The organism is Pseudomonas sp. Pseusp21 (assembly GCF_059492145.1).
Genome location: NZ_CP168520.1, coordinates 5,918,466 through 5,941,387, shown reverse-complemented (window position 1 = coordinate 5,941,387; position 22,922 = coordinate 5,918,466). Strand labels below are relative to the sequence as shown.

28 protein-coding genes and 1 tRNA gene are annotated in these 22,922 nt (G+C 57.7%); 8 read left to right on the top strand and 21 right to left on the bottom strand.

The window, feature by feature from the left end; all coding sequences use genetic code 11:
- Positions 1–20 precede the first annotated feature (20 nt).
- From pheS to thrS, 5 genes are all read right to left on the bottom strand, one after another.
- Complete coding sequence (gene pheS, locus ACEN93_RS26995; RefSeq protein ID WP_011333387.1) at positions 21–1,037, bottom strand: phenylalanine--tRNA ligase subunit alpha; 1,017 nt, start codon at positions 1,035–1,037, stop codon at positions 21–23.
- 109 nt (positions 1,038–1,146) lie between these two features.
- On the bottom strand, positions 1,147–1,503 hold the full coding sequence (rplT, locus tag ACEN93_RS26990; RefSeq protein ID WP_002553161.1) for a 50S ribosomal protein L20: 357 nt from the start codon (positions 1,501–1,503) through the stop codon (positions 1,147–1,149).
- Positions 1,504–1,533: 30 nt separating this feature from the next.
- Complete coding sequence (gene rpmI / locus ACEN93_RS26985) at positions 1,534–1,728, bottom strand: 50S ribosomal protein L35 (protein WP_002553160.1); 195 nt, start codon at positions 1,726–1,728, stop codon at positions 1,534–1,536.
- 60 nt (positions 1,729–1,788) lie between these two features.
- Positions 1,789–2,340 (bottom strand): translation initiation factor IF-3, encoded by a 552-nt coding sequence (gene infC, locus ACEN93_RS26980; RefSeq protein WP_169432615.1) that lies wholly within the window; start codon positions 2,338–2,340, stop codon positions 1,789–1,791.
- Positions 2,340–4,262, bottom strand: coding sequence for a threonine--tRNA ligase (gene thrS, locus ACEN93_RS26975; RefSeq protein ID WP_039771550.1), 1,923 nt, complete (start codon positions 4,260–4,262; stop codon positions 2,340–2,342). Before thrS ends, infC begins: the two co-directional genes overlap by 1 nt.
- Positions 4,263–4,634: 372 nt before the next feature.
- On the opposite strand from thrS, the gene ACEN93_RS26970 reads away from it, so the two are divergent.
- Together ACEN93_RS26970 and ACEN93_RS26965 are read left to right on the top strand one after the other, a co-directional pair.
- Complete coding sequence (locus ACEN93_RS26970; protein ID WP_039771551.1) at positions 4,635–4,937, top strand: hypothetical protein; 303 nt, start codon at positions 4,635–4,637, stop codon at positions 4,935–4,937.
- A 290-nt stretch (positions 4,938–5,227) separates the two neighbouring features.
- Entirely contained in the window at positions 5,228–5,440 is a 213-nt protein-coding gene (locus tag ACEN93_RS26965) for a cold-shock protein (protein WP_007956027.1), read from the top strand.
- Positions 5,441–5,512: 72 nt separating this feature from the next.
- Here ACEN93_RS26965 and ACEN93_RS26960 read toward each other — a convergent pair whose 3' ends face one another.
- Both ACEN93_RS26960 and ACEN93_RS26955 read right to left on the bottom strand, forming a co-directional pair.
- Positions 5,513–5,830, bottom strand: coding sequence for an I78 family peptidase inhibitor (locus ACEN93_RS26960; RefSeq protein WP_039771553.1), 318 nt, complete (start codon positions 5,828–5,830; stop codon positions 5,513–5,515).
- A 166-nt stretch (positions 5,831–5,996) separates the two neighbouring features.
- Positions 5,997–6,302 (bottom strand): hypothetical protein, encoded by a 306-nt coding sequence (locus ACEN93_RS26955; RefSeq protein ID WP_007956024.1) that lies wholly within the window; start codon positions 6,300–6,302, stop codon positions 5,997–5,999.
- 128 nt (positions 6,303–6,430) lie between these two features.
- On the opposite strand from ACEN93_RS26955, the gene ACEN93_RS26950 reads away from it, so the two are divergent.
- Positions 6,431–6,643 carry a hypothetical protein gene (locus ACEN93_RS26950; RefSeq protein WP_495610713.1) on the top strand — a complete coding sequence of 71 codons (213 nt, stop codon included), beginning with the start codon at positions 6,431–6,433 and terminating at the stop codon, positions 6,641–6,643.
- 34 nt (positions 6,644–6,677) lie between these two features.
- Here the strand turns inward: ACEN93_RS26950 and ACEN93_RS26945 are convergent, their stop codons facing one another.
- The 8 genes from ACEN93_RS26945 to ACEN93_RS26910 form a co-directional block, all read right to left on the bottom strand.
- Entirely contained in the window at positions 6,678–7,706 is a 1,029-nt protein-coding gene (locus ACEN93_RS26945; protein ID WP_039771556.1) for a nucleoside hydrolase, read from the bottom strand.
- A gap of 44 nt (positions 7,707–7,750) precedes the next feature.
- Positions 7,751–8,155 (bottom strand): D-ribose pyranase, encoded by a 405-nt coding sequence (rbsD, locus tag ACEN93_RS26940; RefSeq protein ID WP_495610712.1) that lies wholly within the window; start codon positions 8,153–8,155, stop codon positions 7,751–7,753.
- Positions 8,152–9,069 (bottom strand): ribokinase, encoded by a 918-nt coding sequence (gene rbsK / locus ACEN93_RS26935; RefSeq protein WP_163974519.1) that lies wholly within the window; start codon positions 9,067–9,069, stop codon positions 8,152–8,154. Before rbsK ends, rbsD begins: the two co-directional genes overlap by 4 nt.
- 23 nt (positions 9,070–9,092) lie before the next feature.
- Positions 9,093–10,112, bottom strand: coding sequence for a LacI family DNA-binding transcriptional regulator (locus ACEN93_RS26930; protein WP_074687701.1), 1,020 nt, complete (start codon positions 10,110–10,112; stop codon positions 9,093–9,095).
- Between the two features lie 3 nt (positions 10,113–10,115).
- Positions 10,116–11,093 carry an ABC transporter permease gene (locus tag ACEN93_RS26925; protein ID WP_007956013.1) on the bottom strand — a complete coding sequence of 326 codons (978 nt, stop codon included), beginning with the start codon at positions 11,091–11,093 and terminating at the stop codon, positions 10,116–10,118.
- The gene (locus tag ACEN93_RS26920) at positions 11,090–12,643 is read right to left on the bottom strand and encodes a sugar ABC transporter ATP-binding protein (protein ID WP_085667865.1); all 1,554 of its coding nucleotides are present in this window, start codon (positions 12,641–12,643) and stop codon (positions 11,090–11,092) included. The genes ACEN93_RS26925 and ACEN93_RS26920 overlap by 4 nt, the downstream gene beginning before the upstream one ends.
- Positions 12,644–12,698: 55 nt before the next feature.
- Positions 12,699–13,655, bottom strand: a complete 957-nt coding sequence (locus tag ACEN93_RS26915; protein ID WP_007956008.1) for a sugar ABC transporter substrate-binding protein — start codon at positions 13,653–13,655, stop codon at positions 12,699–12,701.
- A 198-nt stretch (positions 13,656–13,853) separates the two neighbouring features.
- Positions 13,854–14,303 (bottom strand): hypothetical protein, encoded by a 450-nt coding sequence (locus tag ACEN93_RS26910; protein WP_039771565.1) that lies wholly within the window; start codon positions 14,301–14,303, stop codon positions 13,854–13,856.
- Positions 14,304–14,651: 348 nt separating this feature from the next.
- Between ACEN93_RS26910 and ACEN93_RS26905 the strand changes: the two genes are divergently transcribed.
- The 3 genes from ACEN93_RS26905 to ACEN93_RS26895 all read left to right on the top strand — a co-directional run bounded on the left by ACEN93_RS26905 (position 14,652) and on the right by ACEN93_RS26895 (position 16,890).
- Entirely contained in the window at positions 14,652–15,740 is a 1,089-nt protein-coding gene (locus ACEN93_RS26905) for an asparaginase (protein WP_039771567.1), read from the top strand.
- Between the two features lie 186 nt (positions 15,741–15,926).
- Positions 15,927–16,196 carry a DUF1654 domain-containing protein gene (locus ACEN93_RS26900; RefSeq protein ID WP_371857356.1) on the top strand — a complete coding sequence of 90 codons (270 nt, stop codon included), beginning with the start codon at positions 15,927–15,929 and terminating at the stop codon, positions 16,194–16,196.
- A 4-nt stretch (positions 16,197–16,200) separates the two neighbouring features.
- Positions 16,201–16,890 carry an endonuclease gene (locus tag ACEN93_RS26895; protein WP_007956001.1) on the top strand — a complete coding sequence of 230 codons (690 nt, stop codon included), beginning with the start codon at positions 16,201–16,203 and terminating at the stop codon, positions 16,888–16,890.
- A gap of 54 nt (positions 16,891–16,944) precedes the next feature.
- On the opposite strand, the gene ACEN93_RS26890 is transcribed toward ACEN93_RS26895, so the two are convergent.
- Complete coding sequence (locus ACEN93_RS26890; RefSeq protein WP_074687698.1) at positions 16,945–17,847, bottom strand: siderophore-interacting protein; 903 nt, start codon at positions 17,845–17,847, stop codon at positions 16,945–16,947.
- An 86-nt stretch (positions 17,848–17,933) separates the two neighbouring features.
- Complete coding sequence (locus ACEN93_RS26885) at positions 17,934–18,299, bottom strand: SPOR domain-containing protein (protein WP_495610711.1); 366 nt, start codon at positions 18,297–18,299, stop codon at positions 17,934–17,936.
- Positions 18,300–18,549: 250 nt separating this feature from the next.
- Here ACEN93_RS26885 and csrA point away from each other — a divergent pair, with 250 nt between their 5' ends.
- Positions 18,550–18,744, top strand: a complete 195-nt coding sequence (gene csrA / locus ACEN93_RS26880) for a carbon storage regulator CsrA (protein ID WP_003179932.1) — start codon at positions 18,550–18,552, stop codon at positions 18,742–18,744.
- Positions 18,745–18,950: 206 nt separating this feature from the next.
- Here the strand turns inward: csrA and ACEN93_RS26875 are convergent, their stop codons facing one another.
- The 3 genes from ACEN93_RS26875 to ACEN93_RS26865 form a co-directional block, all read right to left on the bottom strand.
- The gene (locus ACEN93_RS26875) at positions 18,951–19,406 is read right to left on the bottom strand and encodes a DUF2214 family protein (protein WP_039771575.1); all 456 of its coding nucleotides are present in this window, start codon (positions 19,404–19,406) and stop codon (positions 18,951–18,953) included.
- Between the two features lie 342 nt (positions 19,407–19,748).
- Positions 19,749–20,210, bottom strand: coding sequence for a GNAT family N-acetyltransferase (locus ACEN93_RS26870; RefSeq protein ID WP_085667866.1), 462 nt, complete (start codon positions 20,208–20,210; stop codon positions 19,749–19,751).
- 143 nt (positions 20,211–20,353) lie between these two features.
- Positions 20,354–20,430: transfer RNA gene (locus tag ACEN93_RS26865), tRNA-Val, on the bottom strand.
- A 184-nt stretch (positions 20,431–20,614) separates the two neighbouring features.
- Here ACEN93_RS26865 and ACEN93_RS26860 point away from each other — a divergent pair.
- Positions 20,615–21,898: an NAD(P)/FAD-dependent oxidoreductase gene (locus tag ACEN93_RS26860; RefSeq protein ID WP_074687695.1), complete on the top strand. Its 1,284-nt coding sequence runs from the start codon at positions 20,615–20,617 to the stop codon at positions 21,896–21,898.
- Between the two features lie 52 nt (positions 21,899–21,950).
- On the opposite strand, the gene ACEN93_RS26855 is transcribed toward ACEN93_RS26860, so the two are convergent.
- On the bottom strand, positions 21,951–22,922 hold the full coding sequence (locus tag ACEN93_RS26855; protein WP_210709342.1) for an XdhC family protein: 972 nt from the start codon (positions 22,920–22,922) through the stop codon (positions 21,951–21,953).

Sequence of the window (22,922 nt, the reverse complement as noted above, 5' to 3'; positions counted from 1 at the left end):
CTCCTAAGAATTCGTTACGACTAGCGAAATTGCGCGAGGAACCGCAAGTCGTTGTCGAAGAACAGACGCAAGTCGTTCACGCCGTAACGCAGCATGGCCAGACGCTCAACGCCCATGCCGAAGGCAAAGCCCGAGAACTCTTCCGGATCGATCCCGGACATGCGCAACACGTTCGGGTGAACCATGCCGCAGCCCATCACTTCCAGCCAGCCGGTCTGTTTGCAGACGCGGCAGCCTTTACCACTGCACATCACGCATTCCATGTCGACTTCGGCGGAAGGCTCGGTGAACGGGAAGTACGAAGGACGGAAACGCACGGCCAGTTCTTTTTCGAAGAACACCCGCAGGAACTCTTCGATCGTGCCTTTGAGGTCGGCGAAGTTGATATCGCGATCGACCAGCAAGCCTTCGACCTGGTGGAACATCGGCGAGTGGGTGATATCGGAGTCGCTGCGGTACACACGACCTGGGCAGACGATGCGGATCGGCGGCTTTTTCGATTCCATGGTGCGGACCTGTACCGGCGAGGTATGGGTGCGCAGCAACATGTTGGCGTTGAAATAGAAGGTGTCATGCATCGACCGGGCCGGGTGGTGGCCTGGGATGTTGAGCGCCTCGAAGTTGTGATAGTCGTCTTCGACCTCAGGGCCTTCGGCGATGCCGTAGCCGATATGGGTGAAGAACTGTTCGATACGTTCCAGAGTCCGGGTTACCGGATGCAGACCACCGGAGGTCTGACCACGGCCCGGCAGGGTCACGTCAATGGATTCGGCAGACAGTTTGGCAGCCAGTTCGGCTTCCTCAAACAAAGCCATGCGCGCATTGAGAACGCCTGTAACACGCTCCTTGGCAACGTTGATCAGGGCGCCGACTTGCGGACGCTCTTCTGCCGGCAAATTCCCCAGGGTCTTCATCACCTGAGTCAATTCACCTTTTTTGCCAAGGTATTGAACCCGGATTTGCTCCAGGGCATTGATATCTTCAGCGCTTTGCACAGCCTCTAGTGCTTGAGAGACCAGCGCATCCAGGTTTTCCATGTACAGACTCCAGATACAAAATAGGGGAAGAGCTTGAAGGCTCTTCCCCTATTTATGACGTTTAACACCTGACCCCACAGAGGTGAGGCCGGGTGACTGTCGGGGGTACTTAAGCCAAGGTGGCTTTAGCTTTCTCGACAATCGCAGCAAACGCCGCTTTTTCGTTCACTGCCAGATCAGCCAGAACCTTACGGTCGATCTCGATGGACGCTTTTTTCAGGCCGGCGATGAATCGGCTGTAGGACAGACCGTTAACACGAGCACCAGCGTTGATACGAGCGATCCACAGAGCGCGGAACTGACGTTTTTTCTGACGACGGTCACGGTAGGCGTATTGGCCTGCCTTGATTACCGCTTGCTTGGCAACACGGAATACGCGGGAGCGTGCGCCGTAGTAGCCTTTAGCAAGTTTCAGAATTTTTTTGTGACGTTTACGGGCAATGACGCCACGCTTTACACGAGCCATGAGTTACTTCCTCTATTCTTGATCCAAAAATTAACGAAGGCGCAGCATGCGCTCGACTTTTGCCACGTCAGACGGATGCAGCAAGCTGCTACCGCGCAGTTGACGCTTACGCTTGGTCGACATTTTGGTCAGGATGTGGCTCTTGAAAGCGTGCTTGTGCTTGATACCGTTAGCAGTTTTCAGAAACCGCTTAGCAGCACCACTTTTGGTTTTCATCTTTGGCATGTTCGGATACTCCGCATTCAGTTGATAAACATAATCAGAAGGCCTGCCGTGCCCTGTTGATTACTTCTTCTTTTTCGGGGCGATGACCATGATCAGCTGGCGTCCTTCCATCTTAGGATGCTGTTCGACCGAACCGTACTCGAGCAGGTCTTGTTCAACCCGCTTGAGGAGTTCCATCCCCAGCTCCTGGTGGGCCATCTCACGGCCGCGGAATCGCAAGGATACCTTGGCCCTGTCCCCGTCACTCAGGAAACGTACCAGGTTGCGCAGTTTTACCTGGTAATCCCCTTCCTCCGTCCCTGGACGAAACTTGATTTCTTTTACCTGAATCTGCTTCTGGTTCTTCTTCGCCGCAGCAATCTGCTTCTTCTTTTCGAAGATCGATTTGCCGTAGTCCATCACCCGGCAAACCGGTGGGACTGCGTCGGCAGAGATTTCTACCAGATCAAGCTTGGCTTCTTCAGCAATACGAAGCGCTTCATCAATCGAGACGATGCCAATCTGCTCGCCATCAGCGCCAATTAACCGAACCTCGCGTGCCGAGATATTCTCGTTGATCGGGGCTTTCGGTGCAGCTCGTTTATCTTGTCTCATTTCACGCTTAATAATAATTACTCCGAATCTGGGCGACCACGCCGGGAAACCGCTTGCGCGAGAAACTCAGCGAACTGGGCGACGGGCATCGAGCCCAGGTCAGCACCTTCACGAGTACGCACAGCGACAGTCTGCATCTCGACTTCCTTATCCCCAATAACCAAGAGATATGGAACCTTGAGCAAAGTATGCTCGCGGATTTTAAAGCCGATCTTTTCATTTCTCAAGTCGGACTTGGCACGAAACCCGCTTTCGTTGAGAGTTTTTTCGACCTGAGCGACGAAATCTGCCTGTTTATCAGTGATATTCATGATCACTGCCTGGGTTGGCGCCAGCCACGCAGGGAATGCACCTTCGTAGTGCTCGATCAGAATCCCGACGAAACGCTCGAACGAACCGAGGATCGCACGGTGCAACATCACCGGGTGCTTGCGGCTATTGTCTTCGGAGACGTATTCGGCTCCCAGACGCACAGGCAGGTTGAAATCGAGCTGCAAGGTACCACACTGCCACACGCGGCCGAGGCAATCTTTCAGCGAGAATTCAATCTTCGGACCGTAGAACGCACCCTCACCCGGCTGCAGATCGTATGGCAGGCCAGCGCTATCAAGGGCTGCAGCGAGGGCTGCTTCGGCGCGATCCCACAGCTCGTCGGAACCAACGCGCTTTTCCGGACGAGTGGACAGCTTCATCTCGACATCGGTGAAGCCGAAGTCACGGTAAACATCCATGGTCAGCTTGATGAACGCAGCGGATTCAGCCTGCATCTGCTCTTCGGTGCAGAAGATATGGGCGTCATCCTGAGTGAACGCACGCACACGCATGATGCCGTGCAGCGCACCCGAAGGTTCGTTACGGTGGCAGGCACCGAACTCGGCCAGACGCATCGGCAACTCGCGGTAGCTTTTCAGGCCCTGATTGAACACCTGCACGTGGCACGGGCAGTTCATCGGTTTGATGGCGTAGTCGCGGCTTTCCGACTCGGTAGTGAACATGTTGTCGGCGTAGTTGGCCCAGTGCCCGGACTTTTCCCACAGGCTACGATCAACGACTTGCGGCGTCTTGATTTCAAGATAGCCATTGTCGCGCTGCACCTTGCGCATGTACTGCTCGAGTACCTGGTACAACGTCCAGCCATTCGGGTGCCAGAACACCATGCCCGGCGCTTCTTCCTGTGTATGGAACAGGCCCAGGCGCTTGCCGATCTTGCGGTGATCGCGCTTTTCAGCTTCTTCGATACGCTGGATGTAAGCAGCCAGTTGCTTCTTGTCTGCCCACGCGGTGCCATAAACGCGCTGCAATTGCTCGTTCTTGGCATCACCGCGCCAGTAGGCGCCGGACAGCTTGGTCAGCTTGAAGGATTTCAGGAAGCGTGTGTTCGGCACGTGCGGACCGCGGCACATGTCGACGTATTCTTCGTGGTAGTACAGGCCCATGGCCTGCTCGTTCGGCATGTCTTCGACCAGGCGCAGCTTGTAGTCTTCGCCACGGGCCTTGAACACTTCGATCACTTCGGCACGCGGAGTGACTTTCTTGATCACGTCATATTCTGTATCGATAAGCTGCTGCATGCGCTGTTCGATGGCCGCCATGTCGTCCGGAGTAAAAGGACGCTCGAAGGCGATGTCGTAATAGAAACCTTCGTCGATGACCGGCCCGATGACCATTTTTGCAGTCGGATACAGCTGCTTGACCGCATGGCCGACCAGGTGGGCGCAAGAGTGGCGAATGATCTCCAGCCCCTCTTCATCCTTTGGCGTGATGATTTGCAGCGTTGCGTCGCTGTCGATGATGTCGCTAGCGTCAACCAGCTTGCCGTTCACCTTGCCGGCCAGGGTGGCCTTGGCCAGGCCTGCACCGATGGATGCGGCGACCTCGGCTACGGAAACCGGGTGATCGAATGAACGTTGACTGCCGTCGGGAAGAGTAATAGTTGGCATGGCGCCTCCTCTCCTAGTGGTGACCCCTACCAAAGGTCACGTGGGTTGGGATGAGCCAGTACAAGATCCGGTCCAGGCCATTCAATGACGAACGCCTGCCTTACAGCGGCAGGAGCCTTGCGGCCAACCGGAAAACCGAACCAGAGTGACTGGGATTCAAATCAGAAAATTCGTGCGCGGCCGCAACCGGGACTGAAGGTCATCCGGAGCCTGCGAACGCCCGAGCCAGGCATGCTAGCACAGATGAATGGTCACCGATGCACTCTGGTTTTTACCAAGAGGCAAATCGTCTGTTTTATGCCAGAGTGCTGAACTTGATCGGCCTTTGGGCCCTCAGATAACAAGACATTGACCCACAAGGAGCATCCTCGCATGCGTCTTAATACCCTGCTTGCTGCAGTCGCCCCCCTCGTTTTGCTGCTGCCGCTGAGCGCCCACGCCGACTGGCCAAAGGGCGAGCGTGAGAAATACATGGCTCAGTGCACCCAGGCGGCCACTCCGCAAATCGGTGCCGCTGCCGCAAAATCCCACTGCGCGTGCGGTGCCGATGCCATCAAGTCTTATCCGGCCAGCGACATTCAGTCATTGATGGACAACAAGGCCACGCCTGAGCTGCAACAAAAAGCTCTGGGGCAAATTGCCAAATGCAAGGCCAACGTCCCGGCGAAAAAATGATGAAACAGGCCTTTTCACTGCCCCCAGCCCCGCTGAAAGGCATCTGATTCAGGCCTTTTCGTACGATTTATGCAGGTTTTACAGGTTTTTTTATTGTCTTTACTTTTCGCGAAAAGCCTTTTAAACCGGGGCCTCCAGCCGAAACAGGCAGTAAAGAAAACACGACTGATTGGCAAACAGCACGTCCGGGGGGCTACCAAAGCGAACATTTCGACTATGATACCCCGGTGTGCCCAGTTGGCCTGAGCAGCACAGTACTACTGAAAATATATGTTTCTTGGAGATACACCATGTCTAATCGCCAAACCGGCACCGTTAAATGGTTCAACGATGAAAAAGGCTTCGGCTTCATCACTCCTCAAGGTGGCGGTGACGACCTGTTCGTACACTTCAAAGCTATCGAAACTGACGGTTTCAAAAGCCTGAAAGAAGGCCAAACCGTCTCCTTCGTGGCTGAGAAAGGCCAAAAGGGTATGCAAGCTGCACAAGTTCGCCCAGAGTAATTTCCCGGCGCACTAAAAAAACCCCGTCCATGTGACGGGGTTTTTTATGGGTGATACAAAAGCTCGACAGATTCAGCCGCAGTTGACGCGGGTGACCACCAGGTTCTGATCGGTATTCAGGTTGAGGCGATCAGAGCGGTACTCCAAAGTAATCATGTCATTGGGCTTGAGGAACCGGGCGTTCTGCGCACCGGCTTTTTTGCGTGCCTGCTCCAACAGCTCCGGCGAAGCTTTCTTGCCGAGAGCGAATTCCGCTGCTGACGCCTCACAACGACCAAGGCCGGCCTCAGTCGTCACTGGATCCTTTTGCGACTCACTGGAGGTTGTGCTGCAACCCGCCAACACAGCAACGGTCATCAGTGCACCCAGTGACGCGAACTTCCAAGGCATGAAGCCTCCTTATTTCAATTTTGAGCAGAGATCGTGCGACCGCCAATACGGCGTTTGGTTTCACGGTGAGAGCCATCCCCCTGCCCCACGATCGGAAAAACGCCGAGTGTGCCTGAGCAACGCCTGAAATCTCACCCCGTAAAACGTCACTGAATATTAATAAGGCTCAATAGACATCAATGTAGTCGTAAGGCGGATTCGGCCAATTGTCTTTGAGCGCATTGAAAATCTGCATGACCCAGACTTCGTCGCTGGCCGCGACATTTCCCACATACCCCGAGCCTTTTGCCCAGGTCTCCAAGCGAAACAGCAGGCCATCGATGTCCTGGCCGCCAGTGACACCCGAAGAGATATAGGCAATCCCGCCCTTGGTCACGCGCAGTTGGGTATGTTCGTCATCACTGGCCGACGCCAGCATCCGGCGGACAGCATCAAGGGTCAGGCCATCGGGGCTATTCAGATCGATCTGCACAGCGCAATCCTTGTTTTCTGCGGAAACGACCAAGTGTCGCATAGCCCTGCGCTCATGCCTAAGTCGCAGTGCCAAACGCTCGACAAAATGGTTAACTCAAAAATCCGATCTCGCGACCGAGCCTTGCCATGACCACCGTAAGCATTACCGCCGACATCAAGGCCACCTGGCCACAAGGGCACAGCTCCTATAGTCCGGGCAGTCCGGAGGAATTGGCATTGATCACTATCGATTTGCTGGTGAAGTCGCTGGGAACCCAGGGCGCGCAGTCATTCATTGCCCAGCTGTTCGAGAAATATCCCGATGACATCAAAGGGGCATCGGACACCGAGAGGGAGTAAAAGCCCGCAAGCTGGCACCTGCGGGGCGTATCGCTTACTTCAGACGCTTGAGACGCTCGGTCAGCAGGTCGAAGAAGCCCTGGGCGTCACCGCTCTCCACCCAGAAAGCGTTCTTCGGCGCCTTCAGGCCGTCATACCAGTCGACAATGGTCTGGCCGAAGGTCGGGCCTTCACGGCTGTCGACCACCACATTCACCGAACGCCCCGTGAACAGCTCAGGCTTGAGCAGGTAAGCCACGACAGTGGCGTCATGCACCGGGCCACCCGGAATGCCGTAGTGCTCCATATCCCCTTTGATGTACTCGTTGAGGATGTCGCCAACAATCTTGCTCGCATTGTTGTTCAGCGCCGCGATCTGCTTCAGGCGCGCGTCACTGGTCAGGATCTTGTGGGTCACGTCCAGCGGCAGGTAAGTCAGTTTCACGCCGCTTTTGAGCACCACCTCCGCGGCTTGCGGGTCGGCGTACAGATTGAACTCGGCCACTGGCGTGATATTGCCGCCATTGAAGTGGGCGCCCCCCATGATCACTACTTCCTTGATTCCCTGAACAATCTCCGGCTCCTGGATCAGCGCCAGGGCCAGGTTGGTCTGCGGGCCGAGCATCGCAATAGTGATACTGTGCGGCTTGGCTTTTTTCAGGGTGTCGATCAGGTAGTTGACAGCATTGCCCTCGGCCAGGCCTTTTTTCGGTTCGTGCACGGTGACACCCGACAGGCCTTCCTTGCCATGGATGTTTTCGGCGTAGATCGGCGTGCGCATCAACGGTTTTGGCGCGCCGGCGTACACCGGAATCTCTTCCCGCCCTGCCCACTCACGGGCCAACCGCGCATTGCGCGAAGTCTTGTCCAGACGCACGTTGCCAGCGACGGTGGTCAACGCACGAATGTTCAAATCCTCCGGGGAGGCCAGGGCAAACAACAGGGCGACCACGTCGTCGGCGCCAGGGTCGGTGTCGATGATCAGGTCGATCTTTTCCGCCGCCTGGGCGCCGGTCGCGGTTATCACGGACAAAAGCAGCAGACTCCGAATCAATTGATGCATTTTTTGAGCATAGCGGTGCATGGCGCATTCCTTGTGCAGATGAAATCAAAAGGGGCGAACCCTGTTTAGAACGTAACACCGGCCACAAGCACGATGTTGCAGTACGGCTGACATTCACCCGTACGAACAATCGCTCGTGCCTGTCGGCTGAGTACCTTGAACTGCTCGTGACTGAACAGGTCACGCCGCCCCAGCGAGCCTTCGTCATTCAGTTCGTCCAGCGTGGGCAGCGAAGTCGGTTGCTTGTCGAAAATCTCCTTGGCCAGTGCGTGGCTTTCCACCTGCATCTCGCTGAGCACGACTTTCAGGGTGCTGACGAAATCCGGCACGCCGTGCGTCAACGCCAGGTCGATCAACTCGACACCCGGCGGTACCGGCAGGCCGGCATCGCCGATCACGACCATGTCGCCGTGGCCGAGGGAAGCAATCAGCCGCGAAAGGGCGACATTGAGCAAAGGAGTCTTTTTCATGCGGGTTTGAATGCCTGTACGTCGGAGGTGGTAGGAATGGAGGGCTGGGCACCTGCCCGGGTGACCGACAGGGCCGCAGCGACCTGCCCGAAGCGAATGGCCTCGTCCTCGGTTTTGCCGGTCGCCAGCGCAGCCGCAAATCCGCCGACAAACGTATCCCCGGCGGCAGTGGTATCGACAGCCTTCACTTTGGGTGCAGGAAAATGCCGGTAACCCGTGCCGTTGGCGAACAATGAGCCTTGAGCCCCAAGCGTGATGATGACCTTGCCGGCGCCCAGTGACATCAGGTGCGCTGCTGCTTTTTCAGCGGTCTCCAATGAGTCCACCGGCAAACCGCTGAGGGCGGCGGCCTCGCTCTCGTTGGGAATAAGGTAATCGATTGCAGCAAACCAGTCCGTTGGCAGCGGGCGACTGGCCGGCGCCGGGTTAAGGATGACCGTCTTGCCCAGTTCACGTCCGCGCTTCAGCGCATGGCCTACCGTGGCATCGGGGATTTCCAGCTGGCAAATGATCACGTCGGCAGCCTGCAGCACGGCGTCAAACCGGTCGACAACCGCCGGAGTCATCGAACCATTGGCGCCGGCCACGATGACAATCGCGTTTTGACTGTTGTCATCGACCACGATCAGCGCCACGCCACTGGAATCCTCCACCACGCTGACCGCCTGGCAATCGATCTGCTCGGCCAGCAACGCGTCGCGCAATTGCACGCCATAGTCATCGCTGCCGACACAGCCGACCATCGACACCTTCGCACCCAGCCGCGCAGCAGCCACCGCCTGATTGGCGCCCTTGCCACCGGACACGGTCGCGAAGGAATGGCCGATCAGCGTCTCACCACCCCGGGGCAAGCGCGGCGCCCGGGTGACCAGATCCATGTTCAAGCTGCCTATTACCACTACATTTGCGGACATACATCACTACTCTTCAATTCGTTTCAGCGGTATTCGGTGAACACGCCGGACAGCGGTGCAGTCGATTCGCGCAGGACAATACTCGGGGTCACGATCCGCTGATCCGTCGCCAGACCCGGGGTGGCAATTCTTCGCAACAAAACTTCCGCGGCCATCTCCCCCAGTTGCAGGATCGACTGGCCCACAGTCGTCAGCGCGGGATACACGTAACGGCTCATCTGGATATCGTCGAAACCGATCACCGACAGTTCGGCAGGCACGCGCACGTTGCGCTCCGCCGCCGCTCGCAGCACACCGATGCCGATCATGTCGTTACCGGCAAAAATCGCGCTCGGCGGATTGCGCTCAAGCAGGACGGAAGCCGCGTTGTAACCGCCAGTGCTGGTGAAGTCGCTTTCCAGCATGCGCGACGGGGACACTTCAACACCGGCCTCTTTCAACGCGCGACTAAAACCGGCCTGACGCATTTGCGCAACACTGGTACTGGCCGGACCACCGATCGTGGCGATATCGCGATGACCAAGTTCAAGCAGATGCCGCGTCGCAAGGTAGGCGCCATATTCGTGATCGATGCGCACCAGGTCGGCGTCCACGCCTTCGAGACCACGGTCGACAATCACCATCGGTGTCTTCACGCCCGCCAGTCCTTGCGCCAGACCGCTGTCGCCACCCGCAGACGCGACGATCAAGCCGTCGATGCGCTTTTCGAGCAGCACCCGCAGGTAGCTGCGCTGCTTGTCCGGGTTGTCGTCGGAGTTGCAGAGAATTACGCAGTAGCCGTTACGCTCGCAGTAATCCTCGATTCCGCGCGCCAGTTCGGCGAAGTACGGGTTGAGGCTGTTGGGCACCAGCAAACCGATGGTGGCGGTGGTTTTCGCTTTCAGCGATCGGGCCACGGCGCTCGGCACATAGTCGAGACTCTTGATCGCCGCCTCGACCTTGAGCCGCACCTCTTCGCTCACCGGTCGGGTCTTGTTTACTACGTGGGACACGGTCGTGTAGGAAATTCCTGCAAGTGCCGCCACATCCTTGATCGTTGCCATTTATCAGCCCCGTCGACTTGCGCGTTGACTGCGATAGGTGTCGAGCACCACGGCGATCACGATCACCGCACCGGTGATGATGCGCTTGGTCGGTTCGGTCGCGCCAATCTGCGCCAGGCCGGCCGCCAGCACGGAAATGATCAACACGCCGAAAAAGGTGCTGATCACAGAACCACGCCCACCCATCAGGCTGGTGCCGCCGATCACCACGGCAGCGATCACTTGCAGCTCAAGGCCGGAACCGGCATTCGGGTCGGCCGCTTCCAGCCGGGAAATCTGGAACAGCGCCGCAATACCGGCGAGCAGCCCCATCAGACTGAACACCAGGATCTTGTAGGGTTTTGGATTGATCCCCGCCAGACGCACCGCTTCTTCGTTGGTGCCAATGCCGATCAGGTAGCGACCGAACACAGTACGGGTCAGAACGGCCTGGGCAATAAAGATAACCAGCAAGGCAATGATGAACGACGGCGAAATGCCGAAGGCGATCGGGTTCGACAGCCAGGCGAAGGAGTCACCGATGTAAGCCGTACGCGACCCCGTCATCTGATAGGCCAGACCACGGGCCATTTCCAGAACCCCCAGAGACACGATGAACGACGGAATTCGCCACGCCACGGTAATCGAACCAGTTACCGTGCCAGCCAACGCCGCGACAGCCATACCCAGCAAGGCCGCCGGCAGTACGCTCCAGCCCCAGCCAAGAATCGCCACGCTGACAGTGGAGGCCGCGAGTGCCAGTACCGAGCCCACCGACAGATCGATCCCGCCGATGATCAGGACGAAGGTCATGCCCACTGCCAGCACCATCAGGTCGGGAATCTGGTTGGCCAGGGTGCTGAAGGTGTTGTACGACAGGAAATGGCTGCTCATGACCGAGAACAGCGCAATCATTGCCAGCAAGGCGCCGGCGAGGCCCAGATAAGTGCCAAGGCCGTAGAAATTGCCACTGGATTTGCCGGCGGAAGATGCAGTTTTCATGGGAGATCCCTAGGCGCTGCTTCGTTGAGCAACGCATCACGTTTCTGATAGCCGGCGAATGCGGCGGCAAGCAAGTCATCCTGGGTCCAGCTGTCGCGTTCGAACGTATCGATCAGACGCCCCGCCGACAACACACCGATGCGGTCGCAGATCAGCATCAACTCGCGCAAATCGCTGGACACCACGACCAAGGCCTTGCCCTGCCGGGTCAGTTCGCCGAGCAAGGCATAGATATCGAATTTGGCACCGACGTCGATACCACGAGTCGGCTCATCGAACAGCAACACCGAGCAGTCGCGCTCAAGCCAGCGACCGATCACCACCTTTTGCTGATTGCCGCCGGACAGCTCGGACACCAGCTGCGTCGGACTGGAACTGCGGATGCGCATGGCGTCGATCTGCCGCTGCGCGAGCTTCGTTTCATCGCCGTTGTTGACGAATCCGCCGCTGGAAATTTCCGGCATGTTGCCCAAGGCAATGTTGGCGCTGATCGATTGGCTCAGCAGCAGGCCTTCGCCCTTGCGATCCTCCGTGATCAAGGCGATGCCATTGCGCACCGCATCCACAGGCGAACGAATGCTTACCGTTTTTGCCGGCGAACCGAGCGCCACCGTGCCGCTGTCCGCGACGTCGGCGCCGAAGATCAACCGCAAAAGTTCGGTGCGCCCAGCTCCGATCAGCCCCGAAATGCCAAAAATCTCGCCGGCGCGAACCTCAAAGGAAACGTCGCGAACCTTGTCGGAGCGGGTCAGGCCTTTGACCGTCAGGGCCGGCGGGCCGATATTGCGAGCCCCCAGATCGATATGCTCGCCCAGCTCGCGACCGACCATCAGGGTGACCAGTTGCTCGCTGTTGTAATTGGCCATCGGTTCGACGCAAACCAGGTTGCCGTCACGCAACACAGCAATGCGCTGAGCGACCCTGGCCAGTTCTTCGAGGCGGTGGGAGATGTAGATGATCGAGACGCCACGCGCCTGCAACCGGCTGATCTGCTCGAAGAGCATCTCAACTTCACGGGCGGTCAGCATCGCGGTCGGTTCGTCGAGGATCAGCACATGACAATCGCCGATCAGGTTTCGGGCGATCTCGACCATTTGCTGGTGACCGATGCCCAGCTCGCCGACCAGTGTGTCCGGGTCGATGGCATCGAGACCGACTTGAGCCATGGCTTCGATAGCGGCTTTGCGCAGTTGCTTGCGACTGATCCAGCCACCATTGCTCGGCAGGTTGTCGAGAAAAAGGTTCTCCGCCACCGAAAGCGTCGGCAGCAGATTGAGCTCTTGCATGACCATGCGCACACCCAGTTCTTCAGCCTGCGTGCGACTGCCGGGGCGATAATCCTTGCCCTGGAACTGCATCTGGCCGGTGGTAGGGGTGACCAGGCCACCGATGATCTTCGACAGGGTGCTTTTACCTGCACCGTTCTCACCGGTCAGTGCCAGCACTTCACCGCGCATCAACGTCAGATCGATGCCGGTCAGTACCGGTTGCGCATAGGTCTTGCCGATACCGCTGACCGAGAGGACAGCGATCGGAGCGGAAACTGACATAAAAATCTCCATGCGCTCGCCCGGACGGACGAGCGCCATTGTGTCGCCAAAGGACTTACTTGGTGACCAGCTCGACAGGCGTTTCGATCACGCCATTCGCACCGCTGTCGACTTTCTCGCCCTTGATGATTTTCAGCGCGGTCTCGATACCGAACACCGCTTGCTTCGCAGCGTACTGGTCGGCGGTCGCCAGAACGCGACCGTCCTTCAGCATGGGCTTGATGGCATTGATATTGTCGTAACCGACAACCTGCACCTGACCGGCCTTGCCGGCAGCGCGCACGGCGGAAACGGCGCCCACAGCCATGCTGTCGTTGCCGGCCAGCAGCGCCTTGACGTCCGGGTACTCGCTGAGAATCGAAGCGGCCACCTTGTTGCCCTTGTCGATTTCCCAGTCGCCGGACTGCAGGGAAACAACCTTGATCTGTGCAGCCTCCATCGCATCCTTGAAGCCAGCGGTACGCTGCTGGGCGTTGGTCGTCGTGGAGACGCCTTCAATGATGCCGACTTCGTCACCGGCCTTCAGTTGTTTGGCCAGGTACTCGCCCACCAGACGCGCGCCTTTACGGTTATCCGGGCCTACGAACGGAACGCTGATGTTCTTGCTCTTGATCACAGCCGGATCGAGCTGGTTATCGATGTTGATCACAGTGATACCGGCATCGACGGCCTTTTTGATCACCGGCACCATCGCCTTGGAATCAGACGGTGCGATAACCAGCGCGTTGACCTTCGCCAGAATCATCTGCTCGACAATGCGCGTCTGCCCCGCCGTATCGGTTTCGTCCTTGATGCCGTTGGAGATCAGGTCGAAATCGGCGGAATGTTCTTTCTGGTAGGCCTTGGCGCCGTCTTCCATGGTCAGGAAGAATTCGTTGGCCAGAGATTTCATGACCAGGGCGACTTTGGGTTTTTCAGGGGACTCGGCGAAAGCCGAAGAGACAGGCAGTGCGGCGGATGCGGCAGCCAGCATGGCGACAGCAAGAAGACGTCCAGCGAATGGCAGCTTCATGGGTTCACTCCGATCTTATGATTATTGTGAGCAACGCTTGCGCTGGCGTAAGCTCGCTGCACCCCACGACGAAATCAATTCACCGCGAAGACCGCGCAAACGTTTGCGTAGACCGAACTATGCGAATCCTGTCGACATTTGTCAACGACTGAAAATCTGCTTTTTTTGTAGGGCGAATCATAGTCATCGCCCCTTTTCCTACGCAGTCGTGTTGATCACACCGCCACTGCCAGACCCCTTGGCCATCTCGCGAACCAGATTGCCGGCCACTTCCATGAGTGCAGCGTTGGTGTCTGCGATCTGCCCCTGAATCGACATCACCACAGTTGTCTTGGCTTCTTCGGTCGGATAACTCGCTGCCTGCGCGGCAGCCAATTGCTGTTGCTGCTCCTGCAATTGCTGTTGCAATTCCTTCATGCGTTTGAGCAGTATTTTTATCGTGATGCTTTGATTGCCACTGCTCTCGGCCGGCGCCTCTTCCTGCACGGGTCCGCCACCGGTTCTGACTTGCTTCGTATCGCCAGCGTCTTTGCCCAGCGCTTCGGCCGCTGCTTGCTCGTTGGCCTCGCTCAGGGCATTGATCGTAGCGGCTGTTTTTCCGCCGATGGTAACCGCGCCGGGATTTGGCAAACCGATAGTCAATGACATTTGAACTCCTGAAAAATTGGATCCCTATCAAGGCGCATCGGCCAGTGCGCCGCTTTCTTTAGCACAGATCCGAAAACTGGCCAGCCCCCCTGTGGACGGAGCTCGTAATCCTTTTCGGTGAGCCGAACGAGAAAACAGCCCGCGTTCGGAAACCCGGATGAGCGACGGAGGATCAAACTCACCCTTCGAACAAATCTTGATTTAAATCATGAGGTTAAACATTTCTCTCAAGCACAGTACGACTGGTACAGATCCTGCTCCCTTCCTGCACCCCTGGCATTCAGATCGGCCCGGGGCGCATCTAGATGAACCTGCATCAGCACCGTCTCACTACTAGAGAGAAAAATAATGACATCTGCTTTGAAGAGTTTCGTTCCGGGCGCTTTGGCCCTCCTCCTGCTCCTGCCAACCGCCCTCCAGGCAAAAGAAGCTGAAACCCAGGCCAAACTGGCCAACGTAGTGGTACTGGCTACCGGCGGCACCATTGCCGGCGCGGGCGCCAGCGCAGCCAACAGCGCGACCTATCAGGCCGCGAAAGTGGGCATCGAACAATTGATCGCCGGCATTCCCGAACTGAGCACGCTGGCCAATGTGCGCGGCGAACAGGTCATGCAAATCGCCTCGGAAAGCATCACCAACGAAAACCTCCTGCAATTGGGTCGTCGCGTTTCCGAACTGGCCGACAGCAAAGACGTCGATGGCATCGTCATCACCCACGGCACCGACACCCTGGAAGAGACCGCGTACTTCCTTAACCTGGTGGAAAAAACCGACAAGCCGATCATCGTCGTCGGCTCCATGCGCCCGGGCACCGCCATGTCGGCAGACGGCATGCTGAACCTGTACAACGCCGTGGCCGTCGCCAGCAGCAAAGAGGCTCGCGGCAAAGGCGTACTGGTGACGCTGAACGATGAAATCCAGTCGGGTCGCGATGTCAGCAAAATGATCAACATCAAGACCGAAGCCTTCAAAAGCGCCTGGGGCCCACTCGGCATGGTAGTTGAAGGCAAATCCTACTGGTTCCGTCTGCCGGCCAAGCGCCACACCATGGACTCGGAATTCGATATCAAAAACATCAAGAGCCTTCCTGATGTAGAAATCGCCTATTCCTACGGCAATGTCAGCGACACAGCCTACAAGGCTCTCGCCCAGTCCGGCGCCAAGGCGATCATCCATGCCGGTACCGGCAACGGCTCGGTTTCCTCCCGCGTGGTTCCGACCCTGCAAGCCTTGCGCAAGGAGGGCGTGCAGATCATCCGCTCGTCTCACGTTAACGCCGGTGGGTTCGTTCTGCGCAACGCCGAACAGCCTGATGACAAATACGACTGGGTGGTTGCTCACGACCTGAACCCACAGAAAGCCCGCATCCTGGCCATGGTTGCCTTGACCAAGACCAACGACAGCAAAGAGCTGCAACGGATGTTCTGGGAATACTGATCTGCCTTCGACCGATCCATTGCTGATCGGGCACTGACTTCACCCTTCGTCAACTTGACGAAGGGTGAAGCTTGCGCCTCCTCCAAAGAAAAATTACACCTGCGCGACACCAAAACCGGAAAACCGCTGTCAGAGGATTTTCTTGAATTTTAAGCAGTTGCGAAAATGCCTACAGTTAAATACTGTATGCACGTACAGCTTAATAAGGATAACCTCGTGGCCACTTCCCCTGATGCTCCTGACGCTTACGAACGCATGGGCATGCGCGTTCAAAAAATCATCAACTCCCCTACCGCACAAAAAGCCAAAGCCGCGCTGATCTTCCGCCTTCCAGACGAGCCGGTGGATGACTGGGAGCGCTTGCTGGAAGAGATCGACGAGAACGACAACGTCACCCTCGCCTACCGCGACGATGGCGGTGTACAGATTTTCTGGGTTGTGCCGAAGGAAGATTGATTCAATGATTCTGCGTTTTGCTGCTGTGCTGTTGCTGTTCATTTCCCTGGGCGCGCACGCTGGCGCACCGCGTACATTCACCGAAGCCAAGAAGGTCGCCTGGAAGCTGTACGCCCCACAATCCACCGAGTTCTATTGCGGGTGCAAATACACTGGCAACAAGGTCGATCTGGCCGCCTGCGGCTATGTCCCACGCAAGAACGCCAAACGGGCGTCTCGCATCGAATGGGAGCACATTGTTCCGGCCTGGCAGTTCGGCCATCAGCGTCAATGCTGGCAAGAAGGCGGTCGCAAGAATTGCACCCGCTATGACCCGAGCTATCAGAAAGCCGAAGCCGACCTGCACAACCTGGTACCGAGCATCGGCGAAGTGAATGGCGACCGCAGCAATTTCAGCTACGGCTGGTTGCCGGTCGAAAAGGGTCAGTACGGCTCATGCCTGACTCAGGTCGACTTCAAGGCGAAGAAGGTCATGCCCCGCCCTTCGATCCGCGGCATGATCGCCCGTACCTACTTTTACATGAGCAAACAATATGGTTTGCGCTTGTCGAAGCAGGATCGGCAATTGTACGAAGCCTGGGACAAGACTTATCCAGTGCAAGACTGGGAACGCCAACGCAATCAGAGCGTGGCGTGCGTGATGGGACGCGGTAACGAATTTGTCGGCCCGGTGAACCTGAAAGCCTGCGGTTGATTGCCTGATCAAAAGAAAAGGCCTTGAGCGATAAACTCAAGGCCTTTTTTGTGCTCAACCGCCGGACTTGTTGAAACGCCAGTAGCCCATCAGATTGAGCGACTCGCGAGGGATGCCGCGCTCCTTGATCAGGTATTTGCGCAGACTCATGACCGCAGCGGATTCGCCGGCGATCCAGCCATAGAATCCCTCGCTGGCCGTATCGGCGATCTCCCAAAGAATTTCTTCTTCGATGTCGACATCCGCCAGTTCGACCGCTTGCCCAACCGGCGATGCATCGACAGGCAACGTCGCCTGCCGCACGGCTTCCACCATCAACGTACCTGCAACTGCCTGATCGCGAATCAGCCATTGCACCAAAAGCCCGGGCCAGTCAGGAACCGCCAACATGTCTTCACGACTGTCGACCTCAAAAAACGCCTGGGTCTGCGGCGGTTCAGCCAGTGTCGCCAGTTCTTCCAGAATCCCCATGGCGGCCGGCAAGGCGGTGGCATCGGCGACCAGCAAAAGTTGCTTGAGCGTTTGCGGAGGCTTCCATTCAAATCCCCCTGCCTCTTGTGCCGAGAATCGGCTGTCGGGGGCCAGAATCTGCATCGACTCGCCGGGCTGGGATCGCAAGGCCCAACGGGAGGCTGGACCGGTCTCGCCGTGCAGTACGAAATCGATATCCACTTCGCCTGCTTCGGCACGCAAGTGGCGGATGGTGTAGGTGCGCATCGCCGGGCGACGATCGATCAGCATCGAGCGGAAACGGGCGTACCACCCCTCGCCCTGAGAAAGCCTGGCGGGTGAGCCGTCTGCGGCAGGAAAAAACAGCTTCACTCGCTGATCCGGCGCCCAGGTCGCCATCTCGGTGACCGTGGGGCTTGCGAGCGTGATCCGCATGAGATGCGGGCTCAACTGCTGCTTGTGACGCAAAACGACGTCGAACAATTTGTAAGGATTGGCGGAGGCCATGCGGAGCTCCTTCTGGGTATCTTCAGTGACTCCTTGAAAAACGAATCACGCCGGACACCCTTTAGTCAGCTCCGCCGAATGGATCCTTATTGCGCCGCCGGGCGCTCGATCACCAGCGTTTCGATGTTCTGCTTCTTCGCCTTGATCAGCGCGGCGTTCACATCCGCCTGACGCGCCTCGGCGTCAGCCTTCGAATTGAAAGGGCCGAGGAGGATCCGGGTCTTGCCGCTGGCGTCCTTGACGACACTGGCCACAAAGGCATGCTCGATCAGCCAGCCGCTGAGGTCGCTGACCGCCTGAGGGGTTTCACCGCGCACTTCGAGATCCCACTGCGGGCCCACCGCAGCAGGCGCCGCTACCACCGCCGGTTTCGCTTTTTGCGCATCTACACTCTTGCCTTCGCCACATCCTGCCAATGCCAGTGCCGCGACTACCCAGACCAATTTGCGCACAACGCTTCCCTCTGATTTTTCAAAGCGGCGATCTTAACATTCGAGAATACTTTCGGAGCCCCGCAAAATGGGCACAAAAGGACGAGATTGATGCTGACAGCCCCTGTATAGTTACGCGCTGGGAATTAATGCCGCTGCTGCGCGTCAGAAAGAGGCACCCAGACTTTAAGACTTCGCACTAATCTATACGTACCACCGACCTCTGCACTGTCTGAATCAGGTGCCCTACAAAGCAATCAAGGAGAAGACCATGCTGATACTCACCCGCAAAGTCGGTGAAAGCATAAACATTGGTGATGACATCACGATCACCATTCTCGGCGTCAGCGGCCAGCAAGTTCGAATCGGCATCAATGCTCCGAAGAACGTTGCAGTGCACCGGGAAGAAATCTACCAGCGCATCCAGGCTGGCCTGACCGCTCCGGACAAGCCACAAACGCCCTGAGCCCTACCGCAGTCAGTAGCCAGTTCGTTTGCCTGCGCGCAATGACTGGCTAAAGATTCAAGCGCCGTATTGCCATTCCCCCACCTCCCTGGTGACGGCGCGTGCCACGCCCCTTCCCGCCTCACCCTTCTCGCGACCGATACTAACCGTCATTCAAAGGGTTGGCTGTCGGATATTTCCGAATAGCGAATGGGAATCTCGCCCGCCTAGCCGAATGTAACGCCACGCGCCATTCCGGTAGCCGCCACGACCATCAATATCAATAGCAGCGCTTCGGCATGACTGATCCGCGCAAACACCCTGGCACGCTCCGTGTCAGGGATAGCGCCGCGCGCCTTGGCCACGCGCCACTTGATCAGAGTGATCATCGGCACCAGTTCCAGAAGCAGAATCAGCACAAACAACGTCATCTTCAGATGGAACAGCGGCTGATGCAGGTAGTAGTCGGCTCCCTTCTCATAACCGGCAAAGGCGCGCATGCCGCCGGTGATGAGCAGCACCAGCGCCGAGAGCCCCCAGAGATTGTCGGCAAGCAATACGCGCCCGACTTCACCCGAGCCGGACGCCAGGCGACTGAAGGCCGTCCCACGCGTCAACACCGCCCAGAAGCCCATGGCAAATGCCAATAGATGAATCGCTGCAAGAAACCAGTGAACCAGCATTGATGAACTCCTGTCCGGCAGAGGCGAAATCAGCCTGACAGTAGTAGTCGAAAAAGTGTGGACTTGCCTGTCACCCCCTCCCGGAAAAACGGAAGCGGGCGAGACGAGAGACTGGCAGAGGCGCGGGAAAGGCAAATCGCGGGCAAAAAAAATCCCAAGCAGCTGATGGAAGCTTGGGATTTAAAAATGCATAAACCGTGGTGGTGAACGCGGGGCGGATATTACTGATTTATTCGTCTTGTAACAACGTATTTTTGATAACCGAATGGTTAATAAAATCCGTAACCCCTTAAATATCCACACTATTTAAAAGGATGCTCACGAAAGTCGGCGACGAATGGATCAAAATCCTTCGCAGTCAATACGCGCATGGCTCAAGAATTTTACAAAAATGAGTTCAGGATCCCCCGGGGCAAGGTTCTCCACCATTCCGCTATGCTGATATTCAAGATTTATCAGCAGCTGCCGCATCGGCAAGTTGGACGCATTGGTCGACGTGAAGATCTTGCCTGCAACAGCGTGATGCTCCAGACCACTCACGATTTGCCGACCCACGCCGGAACGCCTGCTCGCACTGGAGACGACCACGAGGGATATGAACCACTCACCGAAAAAGCTTCGATCCAAACAGCCGTAGCCGAGAAGAACGCCAGGATTGTCAGTCTCACAGACAACCCAGCACTCATGCGCCCCAACCGACCTCGCGATACACGCTCGACGGCAGCTATCTTTTTCAGCGACAGGATCAATCTTCAACAGGCTTTCGATGTCGCCTGGACAGGCGCGCCTGAATTGGCGACTCATGAATACCCCCCCTGCAAATGTGCCGAAGTGTAGCTGCGGTCGACCAAACGGGAATTTGCAAAGGTTCTGAAAATCGCAGACAACAAAAAAGGGCCCACCTTTCGGTGAGCCCTTTCAGACCGCCCAGCAGAGCGGATTTTGTTTGGTAGGCGCGATTGGACTCGAACCAACGACCCCCACCATGTCAAGGTGGTGCTCTAACCAACTGAGCTACGTGCCTGCTGTGAGGCGGCATTCTACGGAATTCCGGAGGGGTGTCAACACCTTTTTTTCACCTAACCCTATGAATATGCAAAATATTTAATTTCGACCCGCCGCGAGAAGATTTCCTGGTGGCTGGCGGAGGTTTTTCAACTGGGGTAGGATCGCCGCACTCGTAAAATATATTAAACAGAGGCTGCAGGATGGCGAACACCCCTTACCCAGAGTCTTATTACGCTGCGTCGGCCAACGCCGTACCACCACGCCCTGCCCTGCAGGATGACGTGGAGACGGATGTCTGTGTGATCGGCGCTGGTTATACGGGACTTTCCTCGGCGCTGTTCCTGCTGGAGAACGGTTTTCGCGTGACCGTGCTGGAAGCCGCCAAGGTCGGCTTCGGCGCCTCGGGGCGCAATGGCGGGCAAATCGTCAATAGCTACAGCCGTGACATTGATGTGATCGAACGCAGCGTCGGCCCGAAACAGGCGCAACTGCTCGGGCAGATGGCCTTCGAAGGCGGCCGGATCATTCGTGAGCGTGTCAGCAAATACAACATCCAGTGCGACCTGAAGGACGGCGGCGTATTCGCCGCCCTCACCGCCAAGCAGATGGGCCACCTGGAATCGCAGAAACGCTTGTGGGAACGCTTCGGCCATACCCAACTGGAACTGCTCGATCAGCGCCGCATCCGCGAAGTGGTTGCCTGCGATCAGTACGTCGGCGGTATGCTCGACATGAGCGGCGGCCACATCCACCCGCTTAACCTGGCGCTGGGCGAAGCTGCTGCCGTGGAATCCCTTGGCGGCACCATCTACGAACAGTCACCGGCGGTGCGCATCGAACGCGGCGCCAATCCGGTCGTGCACACGCCGCAGGGCAAAGTCAGGGCCAAATTCATCATCGTTGCCGGCAACGCCTACCTCGGCAATCTGGTGCCGGAGCTGGCGGCCAAATCGATGCCATGCGGCACTCAGGTCATCACCACCGAGCCACTGGGCGATGAGCTGGCGAAATCCCTGCTGCCGCAGGACTACTGCGTCGAGGACTGCAACTACCTGCTCGACTACTACCGCCTCACCGGCGACAAGCGTCTGATCTTCGGCGGCGGTGTGGTGTATGGCGCGCGGGATCCGGCAAACATCGAGGCGATCATCCGCCCGAAAATGCTCAAGGCCTTCCCGCAGCTCAAGGACGTGAAGATCGACTACGCCTGGACCGGCAATTTCCTGCTGACCCTGTCGCGCCTGCCTCAGGTCGGACGCCTGGGCGACAACATCTATTACTCCCAGGGCTGTAGTGGCCACGGCGTGACCTACACGCACCTGGCCGGCAAGGTATTGGCCGAGGCACTGCGCGGACAAGCCGAGCGTTTCGATGCCTTTGCGGATCTGCCGCACTACCCTTTCCCCGGCGGGCAACTGCTGCGCACACCGTTTGCCGCATTGGGCGCGTGGTACTACGGACTGCGCGACAAGCTCGGTTTCTGACGCGCGAAAAAAAGGGCCGCTGAATAGCGGCCCTTTTTACATCCAGCATCAATCACAACTGATCCCGCGCAATCCCGCTGCGAATCCGCAGAATGTCTGCGAGCACCGCCAGAGCAATTTCCGCCGGCGTCTTGCTGCCCAGGTTGAGGCCGATCGGCGCATGAATTCGCGCCAGCTCGCTCTCCCCCAGACCGCCAACCCTACGCAAACGCTCGAAGCGCTTCTGTGAAGTCTGCAACGAACCCATCACGCCGATGTAAAACGCCTCGGTGCGCACAGCTTCCATCATCGCCAGATCATCGATGCGCGGATCATGGGTCAAGGCCACCACCGCGGTATCACGGTGGCAACCGCCATCGGCAATAAACATCGACGGCAATTGCCGGCGAATCTCCACGCCATTGAGCACCACGTCTTTCAGCACTTCTTCACGCGGGTCGCAGAGAATCACTTCGAAGCCGAGACCAACCGCGAACTCCGCACAGGCCTGCGCCACGCTGGAATATCCCGCCAACAGCAAACGCTGAGCGGCACCGATGCGGATCCGTACCCGGTCGATCTCACGTTCGATCCGCGCACCCTGTTCGCGATCGGCAAACAGGCTGCGCGCACCAGTAGTCAGATCGACCTCGCGAATCAACCGGCGCTGCCCCAGCAACGCCGATTCGAGTTCGCGCAGGTGCGCCTGCACATCGCAACTGGCGTCAAATTTCTCTACCAGCACATCGAGAATGCCGCCGCACGGCAGGCTGACCCGCGAACGCGGATCGTCACCTTCGCCATAACGCACGACATTGATCGCATCGAGAAACGCACCTTCGGCGACGCGCTCGAGAAAATCTTCCTCGACGCAACCACCGGACAGCGACCCGATCCACTGCCCGCCGTCGTTCACCGCCAGCAGCGAACCTGGCGCGCGAGGTGCCGAGCCGTAGGTGGTCAGCACGGTGCAGAGCCAGATGCGTTGCCCCGCCGTCGACCACTCCAGCGCCCGTCGAACCACTTGCAGATCGAGATGCTGCAT

Coding starts and splice junctions, on each gene's coding strand:
- pheS (WP_011333387.1), bottom strand. CDS start 1,037: ATGGAAAACCTGGATGCGCTGGTCTCTCAAGCACTAGAGGCTGTGCAA.
- rplT (WP_002553161.1), bottom strand. CDS start 1,503: ATGGCTCGTGTAAAGCGTGGCGTCATTGCCCGTAAACGTCACAAAAAA.
- rpmI (WP_002553160.1), bottom strand. CDS start 1,728: ATGCCAAAGATGAAAACCAAAAGTGGTGCTGCTAAGCGGTTTCTGAAA.
- thrS (WP_039771550.1), bottom strand. CDS start 4,262: ATGCCAACTATTACTCTTCCCGACGGCAGTCAACGTTCATTCGATCAC.
- ACEN93_RS26970 (WP_039771551.1), top strand. CDS start 4,635: ATGCGTCTTAATACCCTGCTTGCTGCAGTCGCCCCCCTCGTTTTGCTG.
- ACEN93_RS26965 (WP_007956027.1), top strand. CDS start 5,228: ATGTCTAATCGCCAAACCGGCACCGTTAAATGGTTCAACGATGAAAAA.
- ACEN93_RS26960 (WP_039771553.1), bottom strand. CDS start 5,830: ATGCCTTGGAAGTTCGCGTCACTGGGTGCACTGATGACCGTTGCTGTG.
- ACEN93_RS26950 (WP_495610713.1), top strand. CDS start 6,431: ATGACCACCGTAAGCATTACCGCCGACATCAAGGCCACCTGGCCACAA.
- ACEN93_RS26945 (WP_039771556.1), bottom strand. CDS start 7,706: ATGCACCGCTATGCTCAAAAAATGCATCAATTGATTCGGAGTCTGCTG.
- rbsD (WP_495610712.1), bottom strand. CDS start 8,155: ATGAAAAAGACTCCTTTGCTCAATGTCGCCCTTTCGCGGCTGATTGCT.
- rbsK (WP_163974519.1), bottom strand. CDS start 9,069: ATGTCCGCAAATGTAGTGGTAATAGGCAGCTTGAACATGGATCTGGTC.
- ACEN93_RS26930 (WP_074687701.1), bottom strand. CDS start 10,112: ATGGCAACGATCAAGGATGTGGCGGCACTTGCAGGAATTTCCTACACG.
- ACEN93_RS26925 (WP_007956013.1), bottom strand. CDS start 11,093: ATGAAAACTGCATCTTCCGCCGGCAAATCCAGTGGCAATTTCTACGGC.
- ACEN93_RS26920 (WP_085667865.1), bottom strand. CDS start 12,643: ATGTCAGTTTCCGCTCCGATCGCTGTCCTCTCGGTCAGCGGTATCGGC.
- ACEN93_RS26915 (WP_007956008.1), bottom strand. CDS start 13,655: ATGAAGCTGCCATTCGCTGGACGTCTTCTTGCTGTCGCCATGCTGGCT.
- ACEN93_RS26910 (WP_039771565.1), bottom strand. CDS start 14,303: ATGTCATTGACTATCGGTTTGCCAAATCCCGGCGCGGTTACCATCGGC.
- ACEN93_RS26905 (WP_039771567.1), top strand. CDS start 14,652: ATGACATCTGCTTTGAAGAGTTTCGTTCCGGGCGCTTTGGCCCTCCTC.
- ACEN93_RS26900 (WP_371857356.1), top strand. CDS start 15,927: ATGCACGTACAGCTTAATAAGGATAACCTCGTGGCCACTTCCCCTGAT.
- ACEN93_RS26895 (WP_007956001.1), top strand. CDS start 16,201: ATGATTCTGCGTTTTGCTGCTGTGCTGTTGCTGTTCATTTCCCTGGGC.
- ACEN93_RS26890 (WP_074687698.1), bottom strand. CDS start 17,847: ATGGCCTCCGCCAATCCTTACAAATTGTTCGACGTCGTTTTGCGTCAC.
- csrA (WP_003179932.1), top strand. CDS start 18,550: ATGCTGATACTCACCCGCAAAGTCGGTGAAAGCATAAACATTGGTGAT.
- ACEN93_RS26875 (WP_039771575.1), bottom strand. CDS start 19,406: ATGCTGGTTCACTGGTTTCTTGCAGCGATTCATCTATTGGCATTTGCC.
- ACEN93_RS26870 (WP_085667866.1), bottom strand. CDS start 20,210: ATGAGTCGCCAATTCAGGCGCGCCTGTCCAGGCGACATCGAAAGCCTG.
- ACEN93_RS26860 (WP_074687695.1), top strand. CDS start 20,615: ATGGCGAACACCCCTTACCCAGAGTCTTATTACGCTGCGTCGGCCAAC.
- ACEN93_RS26855 (WP_210709342.1), bottom strand. CDS start 22,922: ATGCAGCATCTCGATCTGCAAGTGGTTCGACGGGCGCTGGAGTGGTCG.